General features: G+C 29.6%; 17 protein-coding genes. 6 read left to right on the forward strand and 11 right to left on the reverse strand.

All coding sequences use genetic code 11. The features are described from left to right. Nucleotides 1-32 precede the first annotated feature (32 nt). The 8 genes from RWS90_RS03635 to RWS90_RS03670 all read right to left on the reverse strand — a co-directional run bounded on the left by RWS90_RS03635 (nucleotide 33) and on the right by RWS90_RS03670 (nucleotide 7,768). Complete coding sequence (locus tag RWS90_RS03635; protein ID WP_314548716.1) at nucleotides 33-1,601, reverse strand: hypothetical protein; 1,569 nt, start codon at nucleotides 1,599-1,601, stop codon at nucleotides 33-35. Nucleotides 1,602-1,607: 6 nt separating this feature from the next. Continuing rightward, on the reverse strand, nucleotides 1,608-2,570 hold the full coding sequence (locus tag RWS90_RS03640) for a glycosyltransferase family 2 protein (protein ID WP_314548719.1): 963 nt from the start codon (nucleotides 2,568-2,570) through the stop codon (nucleotides 1,608-1,610). A 15-nt stretch (nucleotides 2,571-2,585) separates the two neighbouring features. Further along, entirely contained in the window at nucleotides 2,586-3,617 is a 1,032-nt protein-coding gene (locus RWS90_RS03645) for an L-threonylcarbamoyladenylate synthase (RefSeq protein ID WP_314548722.1), read from the reverse strand. Between the two features lie 25 nt (nucleotides 3,618-3,642). Next, nucleotides 3,643-4,431, reverse strand: coding sequence for an energy-coupling factor transporter transmembrane component T (locus RWS90_RS03650; RefSeq protein WP_314548724.1), 789 nt, complete (start codon nucleotides 4,429-4,431; stop codon nucleotides 3,643-3,645). Continuing rightward, nucleotides 4,424-5,311 (reverse strand): energy-coupling factor transporter ATPase, encoded by an 888-nt coding sequence (locus RWS90_RS03655; RefSeq protein WP_314548726.1) that lies wholly within the window; start codon nucleotides 5,309-5,311, stop codon nucleotides 4,424-4,426. Before RWS90_RS03655 ends, RWS90_RS03650 begins: the two co-directional genes overlap by 8 nt. Next, nucleotides 5,296-6,117: an energy-coupling factor transporter ATPase gene (locus tag RWS90_RS03660; RefSeq protein ID WP_314548728.1), complete on the reverse strand. Its 822-nt coding sequence runs from the start codon at nucleotides 6,115-6,117 to the stop codon at nucleotides 5,296-5,298. Before RWS90_RS03660 ends, RWS90_RS03655 begins: the two co-directional genes overlap by 16 nt. Before the next feature lie 140 nt (nucleotides 6,118-6,257). After that, the gene (gene truA, locus RWS90_RS03665; RefSeq protein WP_314548730.1) at nucleotides 6,258-7,055 is read right to left on the reverse strand and encodes a tRNA pseudouridine(38-40) synthase TruA; all 798 of its coding nucleotides are present in this window, start codon (nucleotides 7,053-7,055) and stop codon (nucleotides 6,258-6,260) included. A 23-nt stretch (nucleotides 7,056-7,078) separates the two neighbouring features. Then, entirely contained in the window at nucleotides 7,079-7,768 is a 690-nt protein-coding gene (locus RWS90_RS03670; RefSeq protein WP_314548732.1) for a pentapeptide repeat-containing protein, read from the reverse strand. Nucleotides 7,769-8,447: 679 nt separating this feature from the next. Between RWS90_RS03670 and RWS90_RS03675 the strand changes: the two genes are divergently transcribed. From RWS90_RS03675 to RWS90_RS03690, 4 genes are all read left to right on the forward strand, one after another. After that, complete coding sequence (locus tag RWS90_RS03675; RefSeq protein WP_314086986.1) at nucleotides 8,448-9,182, forward strand: ATP-binding cassette domain-containing protein; 735 nt, start codon at nucleotides 8,448-8,450, stop codon at nucleotides 9,180-9,182. Beyond that, the gene (locus RWS90_RS03680; RefSeq protein WP_314548734.1) at nucleotides 9,175-9,846 is read left to right on the forward strand and encodes a methionine ABC transporter permease; all 672 of its coding nucleotides are present in this window, start codon (nucleotides 9,175-9,177) and stop codon (nucleotides 9,844-9,846) included. Before RWS90_RS03675 ends, RWS90_RS03680 begins: the two co-directional genes overlap by 8 nt. A gap of 4 nt (nucleotides 9,847-9,850) precedes the next feature. After that, nucleotides 9,851-10,675, forward strand: a complete 825-nt coding sequence (locus RWS90_RS03685; RefSeq protein ID WP_314548735.1) for a MetQ/NlpA family ABC transporter substrate-binding protein — start codon at nucleotides 9,851-9,853, stop codon at nucleotides 10,673-10,675. Between the two features lie 98 nt (nucleotides 10,676-10,773). Next, nucleotides 10,774-11,604 (forward strand): MetQ/NlpA family ABC transporter substrate-binding protein, encoded by an 831-nt coding sequence (locus tag RWS90_RS03690; protein WP_314548736.1) that lies wholly within the window; start codon nucleotides 10,774-10,776, stop codon nucleotides 11,602-11,604. Between the two features lie 235 nt (nucleotides 11,605-11,839). On the opposite strand, the gene RWS90_RS03695 is transcribed toward RWS90_RS03690, so the two are convergent. Next, a complete protein-coding gene (locus RWS90_RS03695) occupies nucleotides 11,840-11,974 on the reverse strand; it encodes a hypothetical protein (protein WP_314548737.1) in 135 nt (44 codons plus the stop codon). A 113-nt stretch (nucleotides 11,975-12,087) separates the two neighbouring features. Continuing rightward, nucleotides 12,088-12,270, reverse strand: coding sequence for a hypothetical protein (locus RWS90_RS03700; protein WP_314548739.1), 183 nt, complete (start codon nucleotides 12,268-12,270; stop codon nucleotides 12,088-12,090). A gap of 261 nt (nucleotides 12,271-12,531) precedes the next feature. Here RWS90_RS03700 and RWS90_RS03705 point away from each other — a divergent pair, with 261 nt between their 5' ends. Both RWS90_RS03705 and RWS90_RS03710 read left to right on the forward strand, forming a co-directional pair. Further along, nucleotides 12,532-12,696, forward strand: coding sequence for a putative holin-like toxin (locus RWS90_RS03705; RefSeq protein ID WP_314548741.1), 165 nt, complete (start codon nucleotides 12,532-12,534; stop codon nucleotides 12,694-12,696). A gap of 214 nt (nucleotides 12,697-12,910) precedes the next feature. Further along, the gene (locus RWS90_RS03710) at nucleotides 12,911-14,191 is read left to right on the forward strand and encodes an FtsW/RodA/SpoVE family cell cycle protein (protein ID WP_314548743.1); all 1,281 of its coding nucleotides are present in this window, start codon (nucleotides 12,911-12,913) and stop codon (nucleotides 14,189-14,191) included. A 38-nt stretch (nucleotides 14,192-14,229) separates the two neighbouring features. Here RWS90_RS03710 and RWS90_RS03715 read toward each other — a convergent pair whose 3' ends face one another. Then, nucleotides 14,230-15,291 (reverse strand): M42 family metallopeptidase, encoded by a 1,062-nt coding sequence (locus RWS90_RS03715; protein WP_314548745.1) that lies wholly within the window; start codon nucleotides 15,289-15,291, stop codon nucleotides 14,230-14,232.

Consider the following 15,291-nt stretch of genomic DNA (forward strand, 5'->3'; position numbering starts at 1 on the left):
CTGTTAATCCTAATAACGTTATGATAAAAGCTTTATATATTACCTTTTTCATTTTCTTCCTCTTTATTTTTTCTATACTCAGTTATTTTATTTCTTACAATTATTAATCCATACGCTGCAAGTGGAATTAAAAATACAAAATACGGGAATACATATCTACTCTTCGCTTCCCATATCATATGGAATAACGTTCCACCAATAAAAGCAACTGGAATTATCGTTAATATTTCTTTTCTCTTCTTATAAGCATTTACTGAAAATGCTACAGAAAATACGTAAACGAATACTTGAAATACCTTCATAATAAAAGTAATTATCTGATGAGTTCCATCAAAGTAAATTTGTTTTATAAAAAAGTCTTTTACTTTTTCTAACTTAGTTTCATTATCAAAATTCCTTTGTGGTGCAGTTACCAATAAACTTTGGAATGTCGGTTCTATAAACTGATTTTCATACTTTCTTTGATAAAAATCTACAGCATATCTAGGATTTTTCTTAAATACATCTAATCTTTGCTTTATAGAATCTTTTGAAATCTCAGTTATACGCTTCGCATCATAGTCTTCTTCTGGCATAATATCGTAGTTAAATCTATTCCACCAACCAGCTTCACGATCTCCTTCTTGCATTCCCATGGCTATCCATGTGATTTTTGGAACACCATCAGCAATTGTCTTTTGACTTTTCACTTCATAATAATTATAGATTAAACTCTTAGAAGCACTCATTATAAATAGACAACTAATTATGAAGGCTATAACTTTTTTATCTCTAACTCTAATAAAATAAATAACTGCAGCTGAAAACATCGCTAACATATGTATTAAATTATTACCTATAAATAGCATTGCAACATTAATACTAACAGCACTTATTACCAGCATATACCACTTCTTATGTTTAGTATATTTTATAAAGTAATAGTAAGCAAGTAATGTTAAAAACATACCCGGCAATAATCCGTAAACAAATGCAACATAGAATATCAATGGAAAGCATAGTCCACTAAGAATTACAACGATATAATTTGTGTCTTCATCATCAAACATTATATTAGATATTTTATATAGCATAAGAATAATATAACTTATTGAGAAACTTTGCATTATATATAAAATAAATGTTGCTCTACCGAATAATGACAGTATTATCTGAAAAAGAAATACTGTTGTAATTTGATGTGAATATATGTATAAATAATTATTTCCTTTATCAAGTCCACTGTAATTTTCTCTTATAAAATTATTAGCTTGATCTATTACGTTAAACGGATCAAACTGAACATAGTCACGTCTCAATACAGCAAACAAGATACTAATAATAAAAGCATAAATCATCACTATTAATACTAATCTTTGAACACTTATTATTTTCTTTAAATACTTTGCTAATATTAAGATAACTATACTAAATATTATAAGGAACATAATATTTAGTATAGCACTAACATTTTCATAATATAAAGTTTCTTGATAATCTTTCGGAAATACTGCTGTTTTTGTTAATACTAATAAAGAGTTTATTCCCATAAGCAGCATAAAAATTACAGCTATAACTTTTACTAAAAAGTTAGAAAATTTATTTAATATTTCCTTATTCATTGTCGATTATTCCTCTTCGTTTTTCTCTTCGTTTAAGAATTTCTCAACAATAAATCTTGGGCGTCCTTTTGTTTCTAAGTAAATCTTACCAACGTATTCACCCACAATACCTAGTGAAATCATAATCATTCCACCGATAAACCACATTGATATCATTAAACTTGACCATCCTGGTCTTGCGAATCCTGCAAAATAACTATACAATGTGTAGAAAAATACTATCGCAGCAATAAATATCATTAATGCTCCACCTATAGTAATAAATCTAATTAATTTTACAGATAAAGAAGTAATTCCTTCAAAAGCAAATGCCAACATCTTAGACAATGGATACTTACTTTCACCAGCGAATCTTTCTGCGCGTTCGTATGTAACAATATCACTTGGATAACCTATCATAGGAACGATGCCACGTAAGAATAAATTTACCTCTTTGAATTGAGCTAATCCCTCTAACGCACGTTTACTCATTAAACGATAATCAGCATGGTTAAATACTGTATTAGCACCTAATTTTTCCATTACTTTATAGAAACCTTCTGCTGTGAAACGTTTAAAGAATGTATCCGTAGTTCTTGCTGAACGAACACCATAAACTACATCAGCACCATCTAGATATTTCTTCATCATTTCATCCATAGCATTAATATCATCTTGTAAATCAGCATCCATAGAAATACTTACATCACAGTGATCTTTAACAGTCATAAGTCCTGCTAAAAGTGCATTTTGGTGTCCTCTATTTCTACTTAAGTTAATACCACTGAATAATGGATTTTTTTCATGAAGTTCTTCTATCATTTTCCATGTTCTATCTTTTGAACCATCATTCACTAAAACAACACGGCTATCTTTTGAAATTAAATCTTCTTCTATCATGGAATTCATTTTAACTTCTAATCTTTTTGCAGTCTCATTTAATACCTCTTCTTCATTGTAACAAGGTATAACTACATATAACTTTTTCATCACAAATCTCCTATTTTATTTTTTACTTATAGCTTTATTAAGTCTATTCAACAAAGCTTTATTCTCTTTCGTTTCTTCGATTGGTAGTATAAAAATCTCTTCTACCATTTCTTCATCAAACTCCCTTAGAATATTATATAAATTTTTATTAGATTGTTCAACACTTTTCTCATTATCTGCTAAATATTTTATAGAAACATTTAAATCATTAACTCTAGATTCCATTTCTTTATATGTAATAAAACCTGTTTTTCTATCTCTTTCTCTTAAAATATCTATTAATTTTTCAAACGAATCATTAAACAATACTAATTCCGCTTCTGGAGAATAATGTCTATATTTCATTCCTGGCGCTATAGGTGTTGCATCTTTTGAAAGTATCTCATCATTATATTTTACACTATCTTCTCCTAATGCACCCTCCATATCTTCTTTTGTAATATCCCCCGGGCGCGCAATAACAAATGGATATCTTGTACAATCTACAACTGTACTCTCTAATCCAATGTCAGACTGTTCATCTTCAATTATTACATCTATCTTTCCATTCAGATCATGATATACATGTTCAAATTTTGTTGGAGATGGTTTCCCACTTGTATTAGCACTTGGTGCTGCTAATAAAACTCCAGTTTCCTTTAATACTTCTCGAGCAGTGATATTAGAAGGCATTCTAACAGCTAACGTATTTAATCCAGCCGTAACTTTTTTTGAAATACCATTATTTTCCTTGGCATTTAAAATCAAAGTCATAGGTCCTGGCCAAAACTTATCTATAAGTTTTTTTACGTTTTCATCACTATAATCGACAATATTATCCAATTGACTCATTTCATAAAAATGAACAATTAGTGGATTATCACTCGGGCGACCTTTGGCCTCATATATCTTACAAACAGCTTTGTCATCCATTGCATTAGCACTAAGTCCATAGACAGTCTCAGTCGGTATAGCAACAAGTTTCCCATCTTTATAGTATGTAGTTAATTTTCTGTATATTTCTTTTTTATCTTTACTTTTTGAAATATTAATTATCTCTGTTTCCATCCTATCTCCTTTCTAAAATTTTACACTATGCTATCATTATAAATATTGTAATAGCTAGTATTAATATATAACTTAAATAATCTAACTTACTGTATTTTAATACTTTATATTTACTTCTTACTCCAGTTGTAGAGTATCCTCTTACTTCCATCGCTGTAGCAAGTTCATCAGCCCTCTTCAAAGTAGCTATAAATAATGGTATCAGTATAGGAATAAATTTTTTAATTTTTTGTATTAAATTACCCTCATTAAAATCCGAGCCACGTGAAACCTGTGCATTTATTATTCTATTAGTTTCTTCTAATATAGTTGGAATAAATCTAAGTGAAATTGATAATACTAGAGCAAAAGTTGAAATTGGTACCCCTATCTTTTCTAGAAAACCAAGACTCTTCTCTATAGCACTCGTTATCTCTGTGGGCGAAGTAGTAGCCATAAAGACAACCATTATCGCAACAACCAGAATAAATCTTACTGTAATCAATACAATTCCCAAAAGTGCACCACTATAAATCTTCCAACCTAATACTTCTAATAATACTTCACCTTTTTTATTAAAAACAAGATGAATAAGCGAAGTAAATACGATTAGTATACTAATAGCTTTAACACTACTCATTAAAAATGCTGGAGTTGTCTTAGATAATATAACTATCGCCACCAACACTAAGAATAAGATAGAAAATTCTATTACATTATATGCGATAAAAACATCTACTAAATACCAAATTACAAAGAATATTTTTGTTCGTGGATCTAGATTATGAATAATAGTATTTAATGGAATATACTTACTTATTAACGAATTATTCATTTTTACTACTTCCTATCTTATTTTTTAAAGCATTAACTAAATCTTCATATTTTCTAGGAAATACATCCAGTATAATATTACTTTCTTGTAACTTATTATAGAATTTCAACAGTTCTGGTAATTCCAATGAATTATCTTTGAGAATTTCCTCATTACTAAAAAGTTCTTCTACTTCTCCTTCGAAACTAACTTGTCCATTTTTTAAAATAAATACTTTATCTGCATATTCCAATACATAATCCATATTGTGGGTTACAAGCACTATCGTCATATTGAATTCTTCTTTAAGTCTCTTCACCATAGTCATAATTTCTTCACGACTCTTATAGTCCAGTGCTACTGTAGGTTCATCTAATATTAGTACTTTTGGTTCTAAGGCAAGTACGCCGCATAAGGCCACTTTCCTCATCTCTCCTCCCGATAATTCAAAAGGTGATTTATCTAAGTAGCTTTCGTCAAGTCCTACTAATTTTATCAATTCTTTCGCTTTCGAAATAGCCTTATCTTCTGCTATCCCATAGTTTAAAGGAGCAAAGATAATATCCTTTAACACGCTTGTTTCGAATAATTGTTGCTCAGAAAACTGGAATAATACAGCAACATCCTGTCTTAACGTTTTTAACATTCTAGCTAAGTTTCTTTTTTCTTTTTTACTCTTCGGGTTAGTTATTAGTACCTTATTCACCAACACTTCTCCGTGTGTAGGTAGTAATAAACCATTAATATGCTCTATAAGGGTAGATTTCCCACTACCTGTCTTACCTACTATAACAGTATAACTACCTTCTTCTATCTCCAAGTTAACATCTTTCAATACTTCTCTTGCATATGGGGTTTTGTAATTATAAGTATAGCTTACATTTTTTAAACTAATTTGCATATTTTCTTCACTACACTCCCCTCATCTTCTTCTATTTCAAATATTTCTTGATTTAGGTAATTATTTAGATCTCTTTTTATTCTTTCTATAAAAGGTACTTCCAAACTATATTTTTCCAAAATTGTTGTATCGGAATACAAGGATGTATAATCTCCTTTATAGACTATTTCTCCATCTTCTAATATAATAATATCATCCGAATAAACGCTCTCTTCGGCATCATGAGTAATAGAGATTATAGTTATTTCTTTTTCTTTGTTAATTTTTTTTATATATTCTAAAATAGATTTTTTAGCTTTGGGATCAAGCATACTTGTGGCTTCATCCAATATTAGAATCTCAGGATTTAAAGCAAGCGAAGATGCTATTGCCACCCTCTGTTTTTGTCCGCCTGATAGTGATGTAGGTTCATATTTTCTATAGTCGGTCATATCGACAATTTCTAATACCCTACCTATTATCTCATCCATTTTTTCTTGAGGAACATTTCTATTTTCAAGACCAAATGCAATATCTTCTTCTACAGTAGAACCTACGAATTGGTTATCAGGATTTTGAAAGACAATAGCTATTTTATTTTTTATATCATCATAAATCTCTTTACTATACTCTTTATCATTAAACAGAATTTTACCAGAAGTAGCCAAATTTTGTCCATAAATCAACTTCATAAGCGTTGATTTTCCACTTCCATTTTTTCCTAAAACACTAAGCCAGCGTCCTTCTTTTATTTCTAAATTTATATTTGATAATGCCGTCTTTTTAGAACTAGAATATTGAAAAAAAACATCTTCAAATTTTATCATTTTATTACCTAATTTTCTACAGAATATCCTTTAATTATATCAAATATCTCCATTTTTCTCAATCTAAACACAGATACCTATTTAAATATATTTATATCAAACGTAGCTTTCTTTGAAAACTTGCCACATATTTATATAAATTATCTATTACAATATATATTTAAATTGTCATTGATAAACTCATTTATCTTATCATCGTCATAAACCACTTCTTTAAGATATAACCCACTTGCATCTGCTTTAGGTCCTGCATACTGACGGTCTTTTTTATCTAATATTTCTTTTATATATGTCGCTTCATATTTGCCAGCAGCCACATTTTGTATAGTTCCTATAATTATCCTAACCATATTGTATAAGAAACCATTTCCTGTTATTTCGAAATTTACGATATTAGGATTAATCGGATCTTTCTCCATAGTAAGACTATATATCGTTCTAACCTTATCCTCAACACTTGAGTTTTTCGAGCAGAACGACGAAAAATCATGTTCACCTATAAAGTATTGCAATGCTTCTTGTGCTTTTTCAAAATTGAAATCAAAGCTATGTTTTCCTACATAATTTAATAAAAACGGATCTACTTCTCTTCCTATATATAATTTATAATAATATGTTTTTTTTACGCTATTATACCTAACATGGAATTCTTCCGAAGCCGTCGTCGCTCCAACTATTCTTATATCTTTTGGAATAGTAGCATTTAACGCCTTGACCCACGCTGGATTAGGAATATTTAACTCTGTATCAAAGTGTAATACTTGACCGTAAGCATGTACCCCACTATCCGTTCTTCCACTCATATAAAGCCTTACATCTTTTTTATTAATTTTCTTTAAACTTTTCTCGATTTCTTCTTGAATTGTATTATTATTTGGTTGTATTTGAAATCCATGGTAATTACTACCATCATATCTACACAGTAAAACTACTCTCACCTTTATCTCCTACATTTCTAATTTTAATATTTTTGCGCCTCTTCTTCTGTCATCCAAAAATGAATACCTCCCGTTGAATCATACCAACGATCTTCATTAAAATTTCCTGCATAAACCCACTCTCCAAGTTTATAACAAAAATCCTCCGCAACAGTTGACCATGCCTCTTCATAAAAACTAGTACCATCGAAATTTTTTATTTCTAATACTTTTACCTTATCACATCTACAGCAATTTCGAGTAGAAGATACTCTCTTAGCATCACCTGGTATTAAAAGTTTTATAATTCTATTATTAAGTCCTTTTTTATAAGCAATAAACGCTCCTTTTTCAGGGCAGTACAAACTAAAATATTCAGTTTTTTCATCAAAAATCATATTTTCCAAATTTGCACCTTCTAAAACAGCCGCATACAACTTAGCTCCCTTAATATTGGCATATTGCAAATTCACCCTTCTCATCGATGCTTTTTTTAGATTCGAATTAACAAAAATAGCATTTTCCATATTACAATCATCTAAAAGACAATCTTCTAGAATACTATTTGTAAAATCTACATTAGAAAAATCCACATTAATAAAATTTGAAGACGAAAAATCCAAATTCGATAAATTAAACTTATTTAAATCCATATCCTCAAATATCAAATCATTAAATATTTTTTCTCCATGTTTTAATCTTTCACTAAATTCCTCATACGAAATTCTCTTCATATACTAACACCTCTATATGATATTATAACATATCAAATGTCTTTCTATGAATTTTTAATTAAATAAAAAATAGATATTACCACTTAGTGTTTAAAAGTCATCTTCACATTTCAGATATCATATATTCTTCACTTTAAAACTCACTTCTATCTTCTAAATATTTTTTCAAATACTCAGATAAATAATTCTTTATAGTTTTTCTTTTGAAATTCAACTGAGCTGACCCAAAAGTTCTAAATTTTTAAAAAGTGTGCATTATAACTCATAGACACAGTGGTTTATTGATATCTAAATTCGCTTTATGAAAGCTTTTTAGATATCTAATAGACTATACGGGGGACGACTCGACAAAATCGATTTTTCTCCGAAATTACGATTTTTGAGTCACTCACACTTACTTCTGTCCTCTTATTCTAATACAATTTTATTTTAAACTTCATATCAAAACTATTAAAAATCATTGTGATAATAGTAATCTTTGCTATTTAAAATTCTTCCTTATCGATATACAAACTTTAATTCGGAAACTGTATCAACACAAATATCATTTTCTAAATAACAGCCTATTAAAATCCTAGCATTAAAGGTAAATCAATATAAACGAATAATTTTTAAAAAGTAAAACAAACTTCTTGAAATTCTTCCCTAAAAGTGGTATAGTTTTCCTTGGAGGTAAATTATGATAGTTCAATTAAAAAACGTATCAAAACAATATAAAGATGCTAACTTCAAACTTGAAAATATATCGTTTGATATTAATAAAAAAGAAGTTATTGGAATAATCGGTAGAAATGGTACAGGAAAAAGTACAATTTTAAAGATGATTAATGGTATTGTCTCATATGATAGTGGAGATATCCTTTATAAAAACTCTTCTATACAATCTATGGATGCAAGTACCCTTAGAAAAACTAGAAAAAATCTAGCATATATATTCCAACACTCAAATCTTATTGATAATAAAACTGTATATTATCACTTGAGCTTAGTATACAAACTAAATAAGGTTTCAGTTGATAAAAAGAAAATAGATGATATTCTTGAATTCATGAATATTACAAGACTAAAAAATAGTCTTTGTGGTAGTTTAAGTGGAGGCGAACAACAAAAAGTCGCTATTGCTATGGCTCTACTTCAAGAACCAGAAGTTTTACTTTGTGATGAAATTAGTTCTGCTTTAGATACTAATAGTGAAAAAGAAATCTTTGCACTACTTAATAAATTGCGAACTACAACTGATATTTCAATTGTTATGATTTCACATAGTCTTTCATTACTTAAGAACTTTTGTGACAGAGTAGTAGTTATCGATGATTCTACTATAAAAGATATTGTCGTACCTAATAAAAATGCAAAAGATGATTACGACAGTAATTACTATAACTACGTAAAGGAGTTTTTACTAAATGATTGATTTATTTAAAGCCAATTACGATGGTATAATGAAAGCATTTTGGGAAACAAACTATATGATGATGTACTCAATGTTAACAGTATTTTTTATTTCCCTTCCACTGGGTATTATGCTTTTTTCTTTCAGTCGTGATTATTTATTGAAAAATAGAGCAGTTTATGAAGGCCTTAGCATTGCACTTAATACCCTACGTAGTGTTCCATTTTTAATTTTTGTATTCATACTAATTCCTGTAAATAGATTTTTATTTAAAACATCTTTTGGGAATATTGCAGCAATCTTGCCGCTTACTCTTGTTGGGGTAAGTATTTATGCACGTTTTGTTGAGCAGGCTTTAATTAACGTTCCTAAAAAAATTGTTGATAGAGCAATTAGTATGGGAGCTACAAAAGTGCAAATTATTAAGTATTTCTTACTACCAGCAACAATGGATAACTTAATCTTATCATTCACATATACTACTATTAGTTTATTAGCTTATACAACTGTAATGGGTGTGATTGGCGCTGGAGGTTTAGGTGAATTTGCCTTTAGATATGGATACCAAGAATACAATTATAATCTAATGTACCTGATTGTTTTAATTTTTATAGTTTATGTATTTATTATTCAATCAATTGGTTATGGATTAGCTAAACGTTATACAAATAAAAAGGAGAAATAAACCAATGAAAAAAGTATTATCAATTATCGCTAGCTTATTATCGCTTGTTCTAGTATTAACTGCTTGTTCAAGTAACACTGGCGAAAAGAAAGAAGAAAAAAAAGAAAACAAAACAATTAAAGTTGCTGCACACGTTCCGCCTATGACTGATATGTTAGAATTAATTAAAGAAGATTTACAAAAAGAAGGATACACTCTTGAAATTGTAAAAGTATCTGATAACGTTCAAGCTAACGTTGCTTTATCTAATAAAGAAATAGATGCTAACTTCTTCCAACATGAACCATTCATGAAACAATACAACGAAAAAAATAAAACTAACTTAGTAGCTGTTCAAAGAGTTTATAACTCTATCCCAGCATTCTACTCAAAAACTATTAAAAATATTAAAGATCTTAAAGATGGTGCTGATGTAGCTATCCCATCTGATGCATCTAATATGGCTCGTGCTCTAAGATTATTAGCACACGGTGGATTAATCACATTGAATGACCCTAACAGCTATAATGTAACTGTTAAAGATATCAAAGATAATCCTAAACACCTTAAATTTACTGAGGTTGGACTTTTAAACTTAAGTGATGCATATGCTGAAAAAGATTTAATCTTCAACTACCCATCATACATCGCTAAATTAAACCTTACTCCAATGAAAGACGGACTTTTATTAGAAGATAAAGGTGATTTCACTTATGCTGGTGTTCTTGTAGCTCGTGAAGACAACAAAGACGATGCTAAAGTTCAAGCGGTGAAAAAAGCTTTAACTAGTGAAAAAATTAGAAACTTCCTAGAAAAAGATTACAACGGAAAAGCAATCGTAGCTTTCTAAAATATTAATTTTTACTAATCTATAACCTAAATATAATCAACTACCTTACCTCTAAATAAAAAAATATACATTTAAAATATATTCACAGGAGACAAACAATGAAAAAAATAATTTCATTTATTGCCAGCTTAACAGCTTTATTATTAATCCTAACAGCATGTTCAAGTAAAACAGAACCTAAAAAAGAAGAGAAAAAAGAACCTGTTACTGTAAAAGTAGCTTCTCACACTTCTCCAATGACAGATATGTTAGAAATGATTAAAGAAGATCTTAAAAAAGACGGTTACAACTTAGAAATCGTTAAAGTTTCTGATAACGTTCAAGCTAACGTTGCGTTAAACAATAAAGAAGTTGACGCTAACTTCTTCCAACACAAACCATTTATGGAACAGTTTAACCAAAAAAATAGTGCGCACCTTGTAGCAGTTCAACCAATCTACAACGCGACTGTATCATTCTACTCTAAAACTCTTAAAGATATTAAAGATCTTAAAGATGGTGCAGATGTAGCTATCCCTTCAGATCCAACTAACTTAGCTCGTGCTTTACGTTTATTAGATCACGCTAAAGTTATTACTCTTAAAGATCCAAATAGCTTTACAGTAACAGAAGCGGATATCAAAGAAAATCCAAAACACCTTAAATTTACTAAAGTAAGCTTACTTAACCTAAACGAAGCTTACAATGAAAAAGATTTAGTGTTTAACTATCCAACTTACATTTCTAAATTAGGATTAACTCCTGATAAAAATGGTCTAGCTCTTGAAAAAGAAGGAGACTTAACATTCGCTATCTCACTTGTAGCACGTGAAGACAACAAAGACGATGCAAAAGTAGTAGCTGTTAAAAAGGCATTAGCAAGCGAAAAAGTTAAAGAGTTCATTAACAAAGAACTTAAATCAAAAGGACACGCAACTCCTGCGTTTTAATATAAAAATAATGACCACCCCTGAAAAGGGGTGGCTTTCTCTTCGGGTATAACCCTTTGTTACTAACACGCACCTCAAGGCGCTGGCTTTCACCCTCATAGCGGGTAATTTTTTGTTTCAGAGACTTAGCCTCCTCAACTGACTAAAGCCATTAATAAATAGACCTCCAAAATTTGTCTGAATTTTGGGGCTATTAACAAATTTACCAGGTTTTGCTCTTTTACGTTTTCTAGTATCAAGCAACTACTCTTGTATCTGGAAAATCATTTTCATCTGACATTCTCAATAATCCTTGATATGCATGCATTAAATACATTGTTTGTTTATATTTATCTGCTCGTTTAATTAATCTAGCCTCTCTTGATTTCAAGTCCAACTCTATAGTTCCATAATCTTCAGCATTCTCTGGGAAATAATTATATACAACAACATTATTTTTTAATCAATTTCAAAAGCAACATAGTTATTCCTACTCTACTAAAATCAAAAAGTGCTCATTATTTTATATTTTTCTTCTTCTGTTAAATCATCTAGGGATATATTATTCTCTTTCACGTATTCTCTTAATTTTCCGATATTTAAATATATTGGTATATCTTCTCCGGTTGTAAATGTACCATCTGGAGAAAATTCATCTAATTTGTATAGATCCTCTTTGTTTATCATCAAAAACACTCCATATATTATGTTGTTTTTTTATCTAAAATTAATTATATCACTTTTTCAATTAATAATCTCGTTCAATCTGTTATATTGTAAGAAATACAAAAACTAAAAATAGATAACAGAATAATTTATAGTGTTCATACTATTTTTTAGAATAACTCCTTTGATAATTGATTATTAGATTTTTATTTGATATAATCGAGTTGGAGAGAGAAGTTAGAGAGTGTAATATCTTCTAATAAGGATGGTGGCTACTTCAATATGAAAGGGGCTGATGCTTATGCTCATAAGTATCGAAATCTTGAAGAAAGGAGTAGCAGTTTGTCTGCTTATGAAATCGTACAAACGATTATTGGAATCAATCTATTGATTGTTACAATAGTTGGAGTATGTATCTCAACATTAAAAAAAGACAATAAAAAATAACCATCTTTTAAACTTTGAACCGGTTAAGATGGTTATTTTTTAATAACATTTTAATCAGAGTCACCGTCTTTGCAACGGCTCTCTCTTCTATATTTTTATTCTAACATAAATAAATTTAAAATGCAATATTTTGATAGACGGTAAGTATACATATAAACTATTTTTTTAAAGAATAACTAGTTAAATTGTATAATTACATCAAAGGAGTTGACTTATGTTAAATTTCATAAAAAACAAAACAAATTTATCAATATTAATTTTTTACTTTATATTTAGCTTTTCTAGTTTATTATTTATAATATTAGCTGAATATAACAACAATAAAACACCTACGTTATTTCTTAAACAATTTATTTTTTATGCACTTGGATTAGGAATAATATACTTATTACAAAAAATACCAATTGACTACATAGAAAAATTATCTATATTTTTCTATTTATTTACCTTAATTCTATTGGCGGGAATATTCCTAGTTCCTTCTAACTTTGCTCCGATAGTAAATGGTGCTCGTAGTTGGTACAACTTGGGATTATTCACCTTACAACCCTCAGAGTTTAGTAAAGTAGCCACAGTAGCAATGATAAGTATGTTAATAAAAGAAAAGAGCTTTAAGGATAATACTGACACTATAAAACTTTTAAAATTAGCATTAATTATAGCTATACCTTTTATATTAGTTCTAAAAGAAAACGACTTAGGAAATGGATTATTTTTTATCTTTTTATTTTTAGGTTTAGTCTTTTTAGTCAGTAACAAAGGAAAAACATTATTTAGAATATATTCTGTTGTAATAGCAGTATTAACAATAATTATCCTAGCTGCACTATACTTTCCTAGATTACTTAATTTTGTTGGTCTGAAATCTTATCAACTTAATCGTATCCTTTCATGGCTAAACCCAGAAGCATATAAGCTAGATTATTCTTATCAAATTACACAAATACTTAAAGAAGTGAAATTAGGTGGTTTAACTGGTACGTTTGCAAAAAATAAAAACTACATTGACGAGCAGTTTAATGATTTCATCTTTTCGATAATAGCAAAAAATTTCGGATTCATAGGAGCATCAATATTTTTATTTATCTTCTTTTTATTTATACTAAGGTTATTCAACATAATGAAAAAGTGTGAACAAGGTAACTATAGTTATTATTTTATTCTTCTAACTATTTGTAGCTTTTGCTTCTCATTTTTCACTAATATTTTTTCTACACTAAGTATAATTCCAGTAATAGGTATTAGTATGCCATTCATAAGTTATGGTGGTAGTTCATTAATAGCTAACAGTATTCTCTTCGGAATTATTGTTAAGATAAACGCCACTATTCATGAAGAGTATATGGAAGATGAATATTACGAAAACTACGAAGAAGAATACGAAGAAAATCAATATAGTAATAATTCTCATCCTTTAGATCCCATATATGAAAATAACAATAACTATTACGAGGAAGAACCTCAACAATATAGAAGAAGCAAACGAAAAAGATAATACTGTGGATAGAAAAATTTTCTATCCACAGTATTATCTTATTTTCTTACATCTTCAATAAATTTATCATCGATAGTTTCAATTAGTTTCCCTAGAATTGCTTTAGCAGCATAGTAGTCTCGAATATCAAATACTGCGTTATGCGTGTGAATGTAACGAGCGCATATACCGATTACAGTAGTTGGAACTCCATTTAATGCTTGGTGAATATTACCAGCATCTGTTCCACCTGGTGAAGTAAAGTATTGGTATTTTATTCCATTTTCTTCAGCAAGAGCTACGATTTTTTCTCTCATATTCGCACGAAGTACCATAGTTCTATCTATTAATCTTACTAAGAATCCTTCTCCTAAGCGACCATTGCTTGTTTCTTTACCATCCATATCGTTTGCCGGACTACAGTCCACAACAAAACATACATCAGGTTTAATCATATTAGCAGCAACTGTTGCACCACGTAGACCTACCTCTTCTTGAACAGTGGCACAAGCTACTAAGTTGAAGTCTAGCTCCTTATCAGCAAATTGCTCCAAGATTTCCGTAATAATTACACAACCATAACGGTTATCAACAGCTTTACTCATAAATCTGTTTTCAGTAAGTTGTTCAAAAGTTGTTTTTGGAGTAACGAACGCACCTTCTCTAATTCCCATTTCTAATGCTTCTTCTCTTGAAGCTGCACCTACATCAATAGTCATATCACTAATTTTCACATTCTGTGCAACCCCCGCAGTGAAGTGCTTAGGAATTGACCCTATTACTCCAGTGAATTTTTTTCCTTCATACGAAGTTACTGTGTAAGTTTGAGCTAGAAGAACATCTTCTCTAAAACCACCAAGTGTTTCAAATTTAAGCATACCATTCGGTAATACCTTAGTTACGATGAATCCTACTTCATCCATATGAGCAGCTATCATAACTGTTTTAGCGTTCTCTTTTTTCGATTTCTTAATAGCATAGATTCCACCAAGATTGTCGAACTTAATCTCATCAGCGTACTTAGATAGATTTTCTTCTAAATATTTTGAAATCTCACTTTCAAATCCTGATGTACCATCTAACATTGTTAATTCTCTGAATCTTTCTATTGATTTACTCAT

Source organism: uncultured Gemella sp. (assembly GCF_963529685.1).
GTDB lineage: Bacteria > Bacillota > Bacilli > Staphylococcales > Gemellaceae > Gemella.

What these genes read in the sequence shown, in the direction of transcription:
- RWS90_RS03685 (WP_314548735.1), top strand. Translation starts at nt 9,851, where the DNA reads ATGAAAAAAGTATTATCAATTATCGCTAGCTTATTATCGCTTGTTCTA.
- RWS90_RS03680 (WP_314548734.1), top strand. Translation starts at nt 9,175, where the DNA reads ATGATTGATTTATTTAAAGCCAATTACGATGGTATAATGAAAGCATTT.
- RWS90_RS03650 (WP_314548724.1), bottom strand. Translation starts at nt 4,431, where the DNA reads ATGAATAATTCGTTAATAAGTAAGTATATTCCATTAAATACTATTATT.
- RWS90_RS03700 (WP_314548739.1), bottom strand. Translation starts at nt 12,270, where the DNA reads ATGATAAACAAAGAGGATCTATACAAATTAGATGAATTTTCTCCAGAT.
- RWS90_RS03715 (WP_314548745.1), bottom strand. Translation starts at nt 15,291, where the DNA reads ATGAGTAAATCAATAGAAAGATTCAGAGAATTAACAATGTTAGATGGT.
- RWS90_RS03710 (WP_314548743.1), top strand. Translation starts at nt 12,911, where the DNA reads ATGTTAAATTTCATAAAAAACAAAACAAATTTATCAATATTAATTTTT.
- RWS90_RS03660 (WP_314548728.1), bottom strand. Translation starts at nt 6,117, where the DNA reads ATGATAAAATTTGAAGATGTTTTTTTTCAATATTCTAGTTCTAAAAAG.
- RWS90_RS03690 (WP_314548736.1), top strand. Translation starts at nt 10,774, where the DNA reads ATGAAAAAAATAATTTCATTTATTGCCAGCTTAACAGCTTTATTATTA.
- RWS90_RS03705 (WP_314548741.1), top strand. Translation starts at nt 12,532, where the DNA reads ATGAAAGGGGCTGATGCTTATGCTCATAAGTATCGAAATCTTGAAGAA.
- RWS90_RS03675 (WP_314086986.1), top strand. Translation starts at nt 8,448, where the DNA reads ATGATAGTTCAATTAAAAAACGTATCAAAACAATATAAAGATGCTAAC.
- RWS90_RS03670 (WP_314548732.1), bottom strand. Translation starts at nt 7,768, where the DNA reads ATGAAGAGAATTTCGTATGAGGAATTTAGTGAAAGATTAAAACATGGA.
- RWS90_RS03640 (WP_314548719.1), bottom strand. Translation starts at nt 2,570, where the DNA reads ATGAAAAAGTTATATGTAGTTATACCTTGTTACAATGAAGAAGAGGTA.
- RWS90_RS03655 (WP_314548726.1), bottom strand. Translation starts at nt 5,311, where the DNA reads ATGCAAATTAGTTTAAAAAATGTAAGCTATACTTATAATTACAAAACC.
- RWS90_RS03635 (WP_314548716.1), bottom strand. Translation starts at nt 1,601, where the DNA reads ATGAATAAGGAAATATTAAATAAATTTTCTAACTTTTTAGTAAAAGTT.
- RWS90_RS03645 (WP_314548722.1), bottom strand. Translation starts at nt 3,617, where the DNA reads ATGGAAACAGAGATAATTAATATTTCAAAAAGTAAAGATAAAAAAGAA.